At 41.3% G+C, this 13,053-nt stretch carries 12 protein-coding genes; all 12 read left to right on the forward strand.

Going from position 1 to position 13,053, the window contains the following annotated elements:
* Positions 1 to 225: 225 nt before the first annotated feature.
* Positions 226 to 1,191 (forward strand): FtsH protease activity modulator HflK, encoded by a 966-nt coding sequence (hflK, locus tag NYE23_RS00600; RefSeq protein ID WP_341074802.1) that lies wholly within the window; start codon positions 226 to 228, stop codon positions 1,189 to 1,191.
* Positions 1,184 to 2,116, forward strand: a complete 933-nt coding sequence (hflC, locus tag NYE23_RS00605) for a protease modulator HflC (RefSeq protein WP_341074803.1) — start codon at positions 1,184 to 1,186, stop codon at positions 2,114 to 2,116. The genes hflK and hflC overlap by 8 nt, the downstream gene beginning before the upstream one ends.
* Positions 2,117 to 2,526: 410 nt before the next feature.
* Positions 2,527 to 5,160, forward strand: a complete 2,634-nt coding sequence (gene polA, locus NYE23_RS00610; protein ID WP_341074804.1) for a DNA polymerase I — start codon at positions 2,527 to 2,529, stop codon at positions 5,158 to 5,160.
* A gap of 51 nt (positions 5,161 to 5,211) precedes the next feature.
* Positions 5,212 to 6,039, forward strand: a complete 828-nt coding sequence (gene mutM / locus NYE23_RS00615; RefSeq protein ID WP_341074805.1) for a DNA-formamidopyrimidine glycosylase — start codon at positions 5,212 to 5,214, stop codon at positions 6,037 to 6,039.
* A 94-nt stretch (positions 6,040 to 6,133) separates the two neighbouring features.
* A complete protein-coding gene (gene ytaF / locus NYE23_RS00620; protein ID WP_341074807.1) occupies positions 6,134 to 6,769 on the forward strand; it encodes a sporulation membrane protein YtaF in 636 nt (211 codons plus the stop codon).
* A 24-nt stretch (positions 6,770 to 6,793) separates the two neighbouring features.
* On the forward strand, positions 6,794 to 7,393 hold the full coding sequence (gene coaE, locus NYE23_RS00625) for a dephospho-CoA kinase (protein WP_341074808.1): 600 nt from the start codon (positions 6,794 to 6,796) through the stop codon (positions 7,391 to 7,393).
* Between the two features lie 245 nt (positions 7,394 to 7,638).
* Positions 7,639 to 8,670: a glyceraldehyde-3-phosphate dehydrogenase gene (locus NYE23_RS00630; RefSeq protein WP_341074809.1), complete on the forward strand. Its 1,032-nt coding sequence runs from the start codon at positions 7,639 to 7,641 to the stop codon at positions 8,668 to 8,670.
* 320 nt (positions 8,671 to 8,990) lie between these two features.
* On the forward strand, positions 8,991 to 9,365 hold the full coding sequence (gene speD / locus NYE23_RS00635; RefSeq protein ID WP_048008383.1) for an adenosylmethionine decarboxylase: 375 nt from the start codon (positions 8,991 to 8,993) through the stop codon (positions 9,363 to 9,365).
* Between the two features lie 132 nt (positions 9,366 to 9,497).
* Positions 9,498 to 9,902, forward strand: a complete 405-nt coding sequence (locus NYE23_RS00640; RefSeq protein WP_341074811.1) for a hypothetical protein — start codon at positions 9,498 to 9,500, stop codon at positions 9,900 to 9,902.
* A 103-nt stretch (positions 9,903 to 10,005) separates the two neighbouring features.
* A complete protein-coding gene (gene nrdR / locus NYE23_RS00645; RefSeq protein WP_048008385.1) occupies positions 10,006 to 10,467 on the forward strand; it encodes a transcriptional regulator NrdR in 462 nt (153 codons plus the stop codon).
* A 139-nt stretch (positions 10,468 to 10,606) separates the two neighbouring features.
* The gene (locus NYE23_RS00650; RefSeq protein ID WP_341074813.1) at positions 10,607 to 12,025 is read left to right on the forward strand and encodes a replication initiation and membrane attachment family protein; all 1,419 of its coding nucleotides are present in this window, start codon (positions 10,607 to 10,609) and stop codon (positions 12,023 to 12,025) included.
* Positions 12,025 to 12,957: a primosomal protein DnaI gene (dnaI, locus tag NYE23_RS00655; RefSeq protein ID WP_341074814.1), complete on the forward strand. Its 933-nt coding sequence runs from the start codon at positions 12,025 to 12,027 to the stop codon at positions 12,955 to 12,957. The genes NYE23_RS00650 and dnaI overlap by 1 nt, the downstream gene beginning before the upstream one ends.
* Positions 12,958 to 13,053: the final 96 nt, after the last annotated feature.

The following is a 13,053-nucleotide window of genomic DNA, read 5'->3' on the forward strand; positions in this document are numbered from 1 at the left end:
TTACATTATTTTTACAGCAGATTTATGTTCCCTTTACATTCCGCTGATAAAATCATAATTGTTAAACCCCTTCATCCAAGGAGCCATAGAAAAAGGTGAAAGCTGACCCCGCTTTCGCCTTTTTCATTTTTCTTTCTTTCTTTAACTTTTGTCATATTTATGAAACCTTTACGTAAATAAATCGTATGAAAAGTTATAGAAAGTACTGGGGAAGGGGAGAGAGAAATGGTCAGCTTAAAGCGGATTTATACAATCGCAGGGCTAATTCTGGCAATTATTATTTTAAGTATAGTTGCCTTTACAACATGGTACACCGTTGATGAATCGGACCAGGCAGTAATTCTGACATTTGGAAAAGTTGAGGAAGGCATCACGGAGCCGGGACTTCACTTTAAGTTGCCGTGGCCTGTCCAAAGCGTGGAGAAGCTTTCAAAGGAAACATTTTCGCTGCAGTTTGGATATGAAGAAAAAGATGGAGAAATAAAGGATTTTCCTGATGAGACAAAGATGATAACCGGGGATGAAAATATAGTTCTTGCAGATCTGGTTGTGCAGTGGAAAATTACTGATCCGGAAAAATACCTTTATAACTCCGAAGAACCGGAAGAAATTCTATATGATGCTACTTCATCATCTTTAAGAAGTATTATTGGAGGATCGAAGATAGATGACGCACTGACTTCAGGAAAAGCAGATATTGAAGCGGATGTCAGAGAGCTCCTGACCTCATTAATTGGCAAGTATGATATTGGCATATCCATTCTTGCAGTAAAACTGCAGGATGTCGAGCTGCCGAATGATGATGTAAGAAAAGCTTTTACAGATGTAACCGATGCAAGGGAAACCGCTAATACTAAAAAAAATGAAGCAGATAAATATAAGAACCAGAGAATGAATGAAGCAGAAGGTGAGAAGAAAGCTCTTATCTCCAAAGCAAATGGGGAAAAGGCAGCCCGTCTCGAAAGAGCGCGTGGAGATGTAGCAGTCTTTAATAAATTGTATGGGGAATATAAGAATAACCCTGATATCACAAGAGAGCGGCTTGTCATTGAAACGCTTGAGCAAGTCCTTCCAGGTGCAGAGATTTACATTATGAATGACGATGGAAACACTATGAAATATTTCCCGATCAGGCCTCTGGAGAAAGAACAGGCTAAACCGAAAGAGGAGGGAGGTACGGAAAATGAGTGATCAAAATGTTGTGAATATCAATGAACGGGGCGGAAATTTCCAATGGAGAAGCTATACCAAACTAGGAATCATCCTGGTGCTTATCATTGCGGGACTAGGGATATTGTTCACCAACCTGTTTATTGTAAAGGAAGGGGAATACAAGGTTATCCGTCAATTTGGAGAGGTAGTCCGGATTGAGAGTGAGCCTGGATTAGCATACAAAATACCATTCATCCAAAGTGTAACCACACTCCCAAAATATCAAATGACTTATGACGTGTCCGAAGCTGAAATCAATACAAAGGACAAAAAGGTCATGATTATCGATAACTATGCAGTGTGGAAAATTGATGACCCGAAGAAAATGATCTCAAACGCCAGAACATTGGAGGGAGCCGAGGCCAGAATGGAAGAGTTCATCTACTCCGTCACCCGCTCCGAACTGGGTCAGCTGAATTATGAAGAAATCATTAATGACGAAAAATCTTCACGAGGATCATTGAATGATCAAATCACCACAAAAGTGAATGAGCTGCTTACAAATGATAATTATGGAATCACAGTAACAGATGTACGCATTAAACGAACGGATTTACCGGCTGAAAATGAACAGTCTGTGTATACCAGGATGATTTCCGAGCGCCAGTCGACAGCCCAGGAATATCTGTCCAGGGGTGATGCCCAGAAGAATGTTATTATTGCTGAGACAGACAGGACTGTCAGGGAAATGCTTGCGAAGGCTCAGGCTGATGCTGAAGTAATTCGGGCGGAAGGGGAAGCGGGAGCTGCGAAGGTCTACAATGAAGCCTTCTCAAAAGATCCTGAATTCTATTCCTTATACCGCACACTTGAATCCTATAAAAAGACTATCAATGGCGAGACTGTAATTGTTCTGCCTTCTGATTCACCATATGCCCGTCTGCTGATGGGGAATACTAATTAAATAGCATTTAAATGGAAAGCCGTTATTTTTCTTTCTCTATCTGCTCATGATAGAATAAAGGAAAATAACGGCTTATTTATTGTGGGCAAGTTTAGCTTCAGCGCCTACCCCCTCGAGGTCACAAGCTTGTCTAGTTGCGGCTCCTAGGGACGAAAGACTAGCCAATCCCTTCCAGAAGGAAAGAACACCTTCTTGCAGGGCTCGTCTTATGCTTGCCGTCCCTGGACAGTCGCCTCCAAATTTCGGACAATCCTCCCAAAAAGGCAAAGAACGCCTTTCCGGGAGGCTCGTCTTGTGCTTGTCGGGGGTGAGCACCAAGGGAAAGCTTCCTTGGATGTTCTTCGCAGGAACAAGCGTTTTTGGCTTGTTCCGAAGGCGCTTCCGCTTTTCTTAGAAGGAGGAGATTTTATTTGGGTAAGAAGAAGCTTGTTCTGATAGATGGCAACAGCATCGCTTATCGGGCATTTTTTGCTTTGCCGCTCTTAAACAATGATAAAGGAATACATACCAATGCTGTCTACGGATTTACCATGATGCTGCAGAGGATTCTGGAGGATGAAAAACCGACGCATCTCCTTGTGGCATTTGACGCCGGAAAAACAACCTTCCGCCATAAAACCTTTAGCGAGTATAAAGGCGGCCGGCAGAAAACCCCGCCTGAGCTATCAGAGCAATTTCCTTATATAAGAGAGCTTCTTGATGCTTACGGTATCTCCAGATATGAACTGGAAAATTATGAAGCGGATGATATCATTGGAACACTGTCACTCCATGCTGAAAAAGATGGCTATGAAGTTAAAGTTATATCAGGGGATAAAGATTTAACTCAGTTAAGTTCTGATGCTGTCACAGTCAGCATTACCCGTAAAGGCATTACAGATATTGAAGAATACACACCAGCTCATATAGAAGAAAAATACGGCATCACACCTGACAGGATTATTGATATGAAAGGCCTTATGGGTGATAGCTCAGATAATATCCCGGGTGTGCCGGGAGTGGGCGAAAAAACAGCCCTTAAATTGCTGAAAGAGTTTGGCACCCTTGAAGAGCTCTTGGACTCTGCAGATAAGGTGAGCGGAAAAAAACTGAAAGAAAAGCTGGAAGAGTTCAAGGGTCAGGCATTAATGAGCAAAGAGCTTGCTACTATCACGAGGGAAGCTCCCGTTGAAATAAAAATTGAAGATGTTGAATATGAAGGTTTTGAAAAAGAAAAGGTTATAAGCATCTTTAAAGAACTTGGCTTTAACTCGCTGCTGGAAAAAATCGGCGGGGACACTGAGGCAATCGAAGAGGATCTGGATGAAATAGAATTTAGCATTGCAGACGAAATTAAGGAAGACATGTTTTCTGATGAAAATGCATTTTATGTTGAGCTTCTAGAGGATAATTATCATTATGCAGACATCATTGGTTTTTCCGTTGCGAATGAAAAGGGGAATTTCTTCTTCTCCAAAGATACGGCTTTAGAGTCAGATGTTTTTAAAAGATGGGCTGAAGATGAAACGAAAAAGAAAACAGTGTATGATGCAAAAAGATCTGAGGTGTCACTCCGGCATCATGGGATTCATCTAAAGGGTGCAGATTTTGATCTTTATATTGCTTCATATATTATTAACCCGTCTCAGACTATTGAGGATATAGCATCTATAGCAAAAAATCATGGCTATCATGCGATTCAGTCTGATGAGGCTTTCTACGGCAAAGGAGCAAAAAGGCGGATTCCGGAAGAAAAAGAACTTGCCGGGCATTTAGCAAGAAAAGCAGCAGCCTTGATGACATTGAGGGAAAAGCTCGATAGTGATTTAAAGGAAAACCAGCAATCCGAGCTGTTTTATGACCTGGAAATGCCACTGTCTTTAATATTAGCGGATATGGAGTCAACTGGAATTAAAGTGGATTTAGGACGCCTGAGGACAATGGGACAGGATCTGCTCTCCAAATTGGATGAAATTGAAAAGCGGATACATGAGCTTGCCGGGGAAGCCTTTAATATCAATTCTCCTAAACAGCTCGGTGTAATCCTTTTTGAAAAATTGGGACTGCCAGTCATAAAAAAAACCAAGACAGGCTATTCCACTTCGGCGGATGTTCTGGAAAAACTTGAGAACAACCATGAAATAATCCGGGATATCCTGCACTACCGTCAGCTAGGCAAACTTCAATCCACTTATATTGAAGGCCTGCTGAAGGTAGTTAACAAGGAAACAGGCAAAGTCCACACCCGGTTCAATCAGGCACTTACCCAGACAGGAAGATTAAGCTCAACTGATCCGAATCTGCAAAATATTCCAATCCGTCTGGAGGAAGGGCGAAAAATCAGGCAGGCTTTTGTTCCTTCAGAACCCGGCTGGGCTATCTTTGCTGCAGACTATTCGCAGATTGAACTGAGAGTGCTGGCTCATATTGCAGATGATGAAAAGCTGATTGAAGCCTTTATTGAAGATATGGATATTCACACCAAAACGGCAATGGAAGTATTCCACGTTAAAGCAGATGAAGTTACGTCCAATATGCGGCGCCATGCTAAGGCAGTTAACTTCGGAATAGTCTACGGAATCAGTGATTACGGCCTTTCCCAAAGTCTGGGCATCACACGGAAAGAAGCCGGAAAATTTATTGACCGGTATCTTGAAAGCTATCCTGGTGTTAAGCAGTACATGGATGATATTATCCATGAAGCAAAACAGAAAGGATTTGTCTCGACCCTTCTTCACAGAAGAAGATATCTGCCAGAAATCACTAGCCGAAACTTCAACCTGCGAAGCTTTGCAGAACGCACCGCTATGAACACACCAATTCAGGGAAGTGCAGCAGATATAATTAAAAAAGCCATGATTGACATGGCTGCCCGCTTAAGAAAAGAAGAACTCAAAGCACGCCTTCTGCTGTCAGTTCACGATGAACTGATCTTCGAAGCACCTGAAAATGAAATAGAGACACTCAAAAAAATCGTGCCGGACGTAATGGAAAATACAGTAGAATTGAAAGTTCCGCTCAAAGTTGATTATTCCTATGGCCCAACATGGTTTGATGCGAAATAAAAGTACATTGTATTTTAAATGCAGAAAATGCATGATAAAGGAGGGATAACCATGCCGGAACTTCCTGAAGTTGAAACGGTCAGAAGAACATTGCAGCAATTGGTGATCGGCAAAACCATTTCACATGTTTCGGTTTTCTGGCCTAAAATGGTTAAGCATCCCCAAGAGCTTGCCCAATTCAAGGATGCTTTAGCAGGCCAAGCCTTTCAGGACATTGGCAGGAGAGGGAAATTCCTAATCCTCTACACCAATGAGTATGCACTAGTGTCCCACCTGAGAATGGAGGGCAGGTACGGCCTTTACTCTAAAGAAGAACCTGTTGAAAAACACACTCATGTCATTTTTCATTTTACAGATGGGACTGAACTCAGATACAAAGATGTCCGTAAATTTGGAACGATGCACCTATATGCAAAGGGTGAAGAACTTAAGACTCTTCCCCTGGCACATCTGGGACCGGAACCATTTGCAGAAGAGTTTACGGTTGAAGACCTTGCTTCGAGACTTGCCCGGACCTCCCGCAATGTCAAAACTGCGCTTCTCGATCAGAAAACGATCGTAGGGCTTGGCAATATTTATGTCGATGAAGCATTATTCCGTTCACGAATTCATCCTGAAAGAGCGGCAAATAGCTTAACAAGAAGCGAATTGGAAACACTTCACAAAGAAATTGCAGATACCCTGAGAGAAGCGGTAGATAAAGGAGGGAGCACTATACGCTCCTATGTTAATTCTCAGGGGAAAATTGGCATGTTCCAGCTTGAGCTTTTTGTTTATGGGCGAAAAGGGGAAGATTGCAAAGTCTGCGGAAGCACACTTGAGCGGATCGTAACTGGAGGCAGAGGTACAGTATACTGTCCGGCTTGCCAGAGAAAATAATGATCCGGACTAGAGCTAAAATGCGTTTCGAATAACATTGGATGGGCTTCTTCCATATACTATCGTAGCGATTGACAGGGAGGAGCTCTATTCTATGGCGCATATATTCTCACTTTTGATTCTTGCTTTTGCTGTCAGTCTTGACAGTTTTAGTGTCGGTTTAACCTATGGTTTAAGGAAGATGAGCATACCATTTAAATCGATCAGTATAATCGCTTGCTGTTCAGCTCTCACATTAATGGCCGCCATGACAATCGGCCATTTAATAGAAGCCTTTTTATCTCCGGCTTTTGCTGAAAGTTTAGGAGGAGTCATTCTGATTTTTCTCGGTGCCTGGGTCCTATATCAATTTTTCAGGCCGGAAAAGGTGAAGGATGTCCTGCCGCATGAAAAGACAATTGTAAATCTGGAAATCAAATCTCTTGGGCTTGTCATTAGTATTCTGAAAAAGCCGATGTCCGCCGATTTTGACAAATCCGGTGCCATCACAGGAGTTGAAGCACTAATGCTAGGGCTCGCCCTATCACTTGATGCTTTTGGAGCTGGAATCGGTGCAGCTATGCTGGGGTACTCACCTTTCTACCTGGCAATGACGGTCGCCGTTATGAGCTCTCTGTTTGTGTTTATGGGAATGCAGGTGGGGTCTATTTTCTCAAAAAGCGGATGGGTCCATAAGTTCTCATTCGTTCCGGGCATTATTTTGATCGTAATTGGCATTCTAAAAATCTAGCGATTTATATGAAAGGAACTCAATATGTCACTGACTGTAGGTTTGACAGGCGGGATTGCAAGCGGGAAAAGCACCGTTTCTTCTCTCCTGATCGAAAAAGGATATACTGTAATAGACGCGGATATAGAAGCCAGGCTGGCTGTTGAAAAAGGAGAGGAAGCTTATCAGGAAATTGTCCGTTATTTTGGGGAAAGGATTCTCCTCAAGGACGGCTCAATTGATCGTGCAGAACTGGGCTCCGTTATTTTTCATGATGAAACAGAGCGGAAAGTTTTAAATAGCATTGTACATCCTGCCGTCCGCAAAAGGATGACAGCCAAAAAGGAACAAGCAATCAGCCGCAATGAACAACTGATCATACTTGATATACCTCTTTTATTTGAAAGCAAATTACAATATATGTGCGACAGGACATTATTAGTATATGCAGATGAAGATATACAGCTCAAGAGACTGATGCAAAGAAATCAGATGTCCGAGAAAGAAGCGATGGCAAGAATTCAATCCCAGATGCCGTTAAGAGATAAGAAGGCATTGGCCGATGATGTAATTGATAATAATGGCACAATTGAAGAAACAGAAAAACAATTATGGGGTATTTTAAAAAAATGGAATGCTGTCTGAGGAGCCTGTGATAGGCTCTTTTTTTGATGCATATAAAGCCCAATTAGTATGACAAAATAATCTGCATGCGTCTGTAAGATAGACCGTTATCCTATAATAAATAGAATAATCATGAGCTGATATTTCTGAATTATTGAACATTAAAAAATCCGCATTTTATTCATCACAAATGATTCCTAATATGTTATACTAATTACATCTTAGGGTAATAAAAAGTATAACACTAATGCGGAAGGGGCCGTAACATGAAGGCGAAAATAGCGATTAATGGTTTTGGAAGAATTGGACGTATGGTTTTTAGAAAAGCCATCCTTGATGAAAATCTTGAAGTGGCTGCCATAAATGCAAGCTATCCGGCTGAAACTTTGGCACACTTAATTAAATATGATACAAACCATGGACCATTCGAAGGAAGCGTTGTTCCGGAAGACAATGCTATTGTTGTGAACGGTAAAAGGGTTCAGCTTGTCAGCAGCCGGAATCCTGAAGAACTTCCATGGAAAGAAATGAATATCGATATCGTTATTGAAGCTACAGGAAAGTTTAATTCCCGTGATAAAGCGGCTCTTCATCTTGAAGCCGGAGCTAAAAAGGTAATACTTACTGCTCCTGGAAAAAATGAAGATGTGACTATTGTTATGGGCGTAAATGAAAGCGCATTAAAAATTGAAGAACATGATATTATTTCTAATGCATCCTGTACAACAAACTGCCTTGCACCTGTTGCAAAAGTCCTTGATGAACAATTTGGCATTGAAAACGGACTTATGACAACAGTTCATGCATATACAAACGATCAAAAAAATATTGATAACCCGCATAAGGATTTACGCCGTGCACGTGCTTGCGGACAGTCGATCATCCCGACTTCAACTGGTGCTGCCAAAGCTTTGTCGCTGGTATTGCCTCATTTAAAGGGCAAATTGCATGGAATGGCACTGCGAGTGCCGACTCCTAACGTTTCCTTAGTTGACCTCGTGGTAGATTTAAAGCGCGACGTTACAATCGAAGAAGTGAATGCGGCATTTGCGACAGCTTCTCAAGGATCTCTGCATGGTATCCTGGATATTACTGACGAACCATTGGTGTCAATAGATTTCAACACAAATGAACACTCTGCCATCATTGATGGATTATCTACAATGGTAATCGGCACCAGCAAAGTGAAAGTGCTTGCCTGGTACGATAATGAATGGGGCTATTCTTGCCGTGTCGTAGACTTGACAAAATATGTTGCACAGGAACTTTTTCAGGCATCTGCCGTAAAAGTTGGATAATTGCCAATCTCTTTTTTAAAACTACCCATACCCTTAAAGCCTGCCAATCCCCGGCAGGCTCCTTTTATTGGACAAAACTAAATCCTGAGAAGGAAAAGTCTTCAGAAATTTTGCCAAAAAAAATGTAAAACAATGTGTTGCAAAAAGAAATTAAACAAAGTATACTAATCCTCGTGAACTTCTCCGAGGTTTTGGTATGGTAGCTACTTAAAGGGTTAGGACCTCTCTGGACTAACTTTCCCCCGTGGTAGTTATAGACCAGTATAAATCTGGAATTTCATTAATTAATAGCTTAAAAGTTTAAAGGGGGAAATTTGAATATGGAAACTATGGGTCGTCACGTTATCTCAGAACTTTGGGGATGCGATTTTGAAAAGTTAAATGATATGGATTTTATTGAGCAGACATTCGTAAATGCTGCATTAAAATCTGGTGCTGAAATTCGCGAGGTTGCATTTCATAAGTTTGCGCCACAGGGTGTAAGCGGAGTGGTGATCATCTCTGAATCTCATTTAACTATTCACAGCTTCCCGGAGCATGGCTATGCCAGCATTGATGTGTATACGTGTGGAGATCTTGACCCTAACATCGCTGCAGACTTTATTGCAGAAGCGTTAGGAGCTCAAACGCGTGAGAATATCGAAATTCCTCGCGGTATGGGTCCAGTTCAAGTTAAACAAGCTCAAGTACTTTAATAAAGAATAATCTTAGGCAATCCAGAGGTGTATTTATTACACCTCTTTTTATTTTGCCTAAAATCCATTGCCTTTAGTATCTTCGCAAAAGATAGTACAATAAGGATACAAATAATATACGGAGGAAAGAGAATGTCAATTTTCAGGCAGCTTGCCAGCCGCTATAAAAAGCAGTGTGAAACAAACGAAAACCACTCTGATCCTGAGCTCACTACAAGATACTATAGAACCAATACAGTACAAATGATGCAGACGATTGAAGAATTATTCAAAGCAGACCATAATGTGAATATTCTCAGCACTTCCAAAGAACACGGCGAGATTGCAGCAGAACTTAAAAAAGACAAATCTTGTTTTGCCATTGTGACAGTCGTGACTGTCAGGCCTTTTGAAACGGCTGTAGATATCAATATTTCAACTGAACAGTCCTCACCGGCAGGTGTGCATCCAATTCTTAAGAGAGAAGTTCTTTCGATATATGAAAAATTAAATAAACGGCATGATTTTCTCGGTTCTGCAAGAAACGCAGATAAATAGTTGTACTTGTACTGTCAACTCCTTTTTTATAAGATAAGAGTATCAAATTTTATTCGGTTATTAGTCTAAAGACAACTTATAAAAAAAATTCGGAGCTGATTGTATGAGATGCCCTTCATGCCAAAACAATAATACGCGTGTGCTCGATTCCCGTCCTGTGGATGACAGCCGATCCATCCGCCGCAGAAGGGAATGCGAGAAATGCGGATACCGGTTTACGACTTTTGAGAAAGTGGAAGAAATTCCATTAATCGTTGTGAAAAAAGAAGGTACGAGAGAGGAATTCAGCCGGGAAAAAATTCTGAGAGGCCTTATTAAAGCATGTGAAAAGAGGCCGGTAGCTCTTAAAGATCTGGAGGACATTACTTTTGAAGTGGAGAAGGAACTCCGCAGCAATGGTGTCTCTGAAATAAAAAGCGATGAAATTGGCGAAATGGTCATGGACAGACTCGCAAATGTGGACGAGGTCGCATATGTCCGTTTCGCATCAGTATACAGGCAATTTAAAGATATCAATGTATTTATTGATGAACTCAAGGAATTAATTAAAAAAGAACAATCATAATCAGGACAGTTTTGCCGCTGCCGCTGATTCATGATGAAATAGGCTGATGGGCTGAAGGTTTTTCTTTGGCTCTTTTTTTTGCGGGATATGCTTTTGATGAACAGCCTAATAAAAATTTTAATAGAAAAAGGTGAACACCATGGCCCAGCATTGGCAGGAGATGCTCCCCATTGATCGATATACAGTAGCAGCCAGCGGGCTTTTGCATGATTATGACCGGAAAGTGCTGACGCTGTTATACCAGCCGCTCATTGGCTCTGTGTGCTTCAGTTTGTATATGACTTTATGGGCAGAGCTTGAAGAAAACCGGCTATGGTCATCTTCAAATTCACACCATAGTTTAATGAATTTCATGGGGATGGGGCTTAAGGATATTTATGAAGCCCGCCTCAAGCTTGAAGGGATAGGACTTTTAAAGGTATATGTTAACAAGGAAGAAGAGACAAGGTCATTTATTTACGAATTGCTTCCACCTCTGACACCTGAACAATTCTTCCTTGACGGCATGCTCAATATCTATCTTTATAAAAAATTGGGGAAGAATCAATTTATGAGGCTGAAGCGATTCTTCTCAGATCAGAAGGTGCAGCCGGCCATGGGATATGAGGAAGTAACGAAGGCTTTCCAGGATGTATTTCAATCCGGGCACCCTGGTTCGCTTGATGATGAAGTGGTGCAGCTGATGAATGAAGCGGATGGGGAAGGGTATATTGGAAGGCGGGAACAGGAAGGCATTCAAATCGGAAATGAAGATTTTAATTTTGAATTGCTTCTGGCAGGGCTGAATGAATCGCTTGTACCAAAAAAAGCCCTTACAGTTAAAGTAAAGGAATCCATCAGCAATCTTGCCTTTTTATATGGAATCGACCCTATCCAGATGAAAAATATTGTCATCAGCGCCGTAAATGAAGATAATGAGATAAACATTGATGAATTAAGAAAATCTGCACGGGATTGGTATCAATTCCAAAACCAGGATATGCTGCCATCCCTGATTGACAGGGTTCAGCCTGCCATCCATCAGTCTCATAAAAAACAGCCAGAAACACAGGAAGAAGAGTTGATCCGTTATTTGGAAATTACCTCACCAAGGCAGCTGTTAAAAGATATATCCGGAGGAGCGGAGCCTTCGAAAGGAGATCTGCAGATTATAGAAGATGTCATGTTCCAGCAAAAGCTTTTGCCTGGGGTAATTAATGTGCTGATTCAATATGTAATGCTCAAAACAGATATGAAGCTGACCAAAGGGTATGTAGAAAAAATAGCAGGCCACTGGGCAAGAAAGAAGATTAAAACACCCCAGCAAGCTATTGCATTAGCCAAAAAAGAACATCGCCAATACCTTGATTGGGCAGAAGGGAAGAAAACAGCAGGCCCAACGGGGAACAAAAGGAAGCCGATCAGAACAGAGATGCTTCCGGACTGGTTTGATGATAAAAAAAATAAAGGCAATAAATCTAAATCAAGGCAAAGCAAAAATGAGGAAGACCTTGAAATGGAAAAGAAAGAGCTTGAAGAAATATTAAAAAAATTGAACTCCCAGGAGGTGAATGAGTAGTGGAGAAAATTAATGAAACACTTAAACGGCTTGCAGGCAGTGAAGGCTTTAAAAAAAGGTATGAAAGCATGCGCATCCAAACGCTTAATCATCCTGAAATTAAAGATTTCCTGCAAAAACACCGGGATGAATTGACTTCAGAAACAGTGGAAAAAAGCTTAAGCAAGCTATTTGAATATACCCAGCAAAGCAAGGAATGCAGTAGATGCCCAAGTCTGGAAGGCTGTGTCAATTATATGCAAGGGTATCATCCTGAACTTTTTATCCAAAGAGGAACAATTGATCTAAAGTATGACAAGTGTCCGCGAAAAGTAATGCATGATGAAAAGCGCAAAAATGAAAAGCTGATTAAGAGCCTTTATGTTCCATCCGATATTCTTCACGCTACTTTTGGTTCTTTATACAAGGATGTAGACGATCGAGTAGGAGCAAACAAAAAGGCTGCTTCTTTCGCAATGACCTACCAGCCTGGCACCAAGCAAAAGGGTATTTTTTTTCATGGTGATTTTGGTGTCGGCAAATCCTATTTACTTGGCGCTATTGCTAATAAGCTTGCTGATAAAAATGTTTCTTCGATGATTGTATATGTCCCGGAACTGTTCAGGGAATTAAAAAATTCAATCGGGGACCATACATTGAACAGCAAGATCGAAACAATTAAAAAAGCACCTGTATTGATGTTTGATGATATTGGCGCCGAAACGATGTCAAGCTGGACAAGAGATGAAATACTGGGTCCGATTCTGCAATTCCGTATGCAGGAAAGCTTGCCAACCTTCTTTACCTCTAATTTTAATTTTAAAGAACTTGAACACCACCTCACATACAGCCAGCGCGGCGAGGAAGAGAAAATGAAGGCAAGAAGAATCATGGAACGCATTAAATACCTTGCTGAACCGGTGCTTGTAGAAGGACCGAACAGAAGAGGATAATCTGAAAGCTGCCGATAAAATCATCGGCAGCTTTTTTAGACCAAACCCCACTTCTAAATTGGCCAAGTCCGCCATATACATAGAACAGAGATTTGT

The organism is Cytobacillus sp. FSL H8-0458 (assembly GCF_038002165.1).
Taxonomy (GTDB): Bacteria; Bacillota; Bacilli; order Bacillales; family Cytobacillaceae; genus Cytobacillus.

What these genes read in the sequence shown, in the direction of transcription:
- NYE23_RS00650 (WP_341074813.1), top strand. Translation starts at nt 10,607, where the DNA reads ATGGCCCAGCATTGGCAGGAGATGCTCCCCATTGATCGATATACAGTA.
- speD (WP_048008383.1), top strand. Translation starts at nt 8,991, where the DNA reads ATGGAAACTATGGGTCGTCACGTTATCTCAGAACTTTGGGGATGCGAT.
- nrdR (WP_048008385.1), top strand. Translation starts at nt 10,006, where the DNA reads ATGAGATGCCCTTCATGCCAAAACAATAATACGCGTGTGCTCGATTCC.
- NYE23_RS00640 (WP_341074811.1), top strand. Translation starts at nt 9,498, where the DNA reads ATGTCAATTTTCAGGCAGCTTGCCAGCCGCTATAAAAAGCAGTGTGAA.
- mutM (WP_341074805.1), top strand. Translation starts at nt 5,212, where the DNA reads ATGCCGGAACTTCCTGAAGTTGAAACGGTCAGAAGAACATTGCAGCAA.
- NYE23_RS00630 (WP_341074809.1), top strand. Translation starts at nt 7,639, where the DNA reads ATGAAGGCGAAAATAGCGATTAATGGTTTTGGAAGAATTGGACGTATG.
- coaE (WP_341074808.1), top strand. Translation starts at nt 6,794, where the DNA reads ATGTCACTGACTGTAGGTTTGACAGGCGGGATTGCAAGCGGGAAAAGC.
- hflK (WP_341074802.1), top strand. Translation starts at nt 226, where the DNA reads ATGGTCAGCTTAAAGCGGATTTATACAATCGCAGGGCTAATTCTGGCA.
- ytaF (WP_341074807.1), top strand. Translation starts at nt 6,134, where the DNA reads ATGGCGCATATATTCTCACTTTTGATTCTTGCTTTTGCTGTCAGTCTT.
- hflC (WP_341074803.1), top strand. Translation starts at nt 1,184, where the DNA reads ATGAGTGATCAAAATGTTGTGAATATCAATGAACGGGGCGGAAATTTC.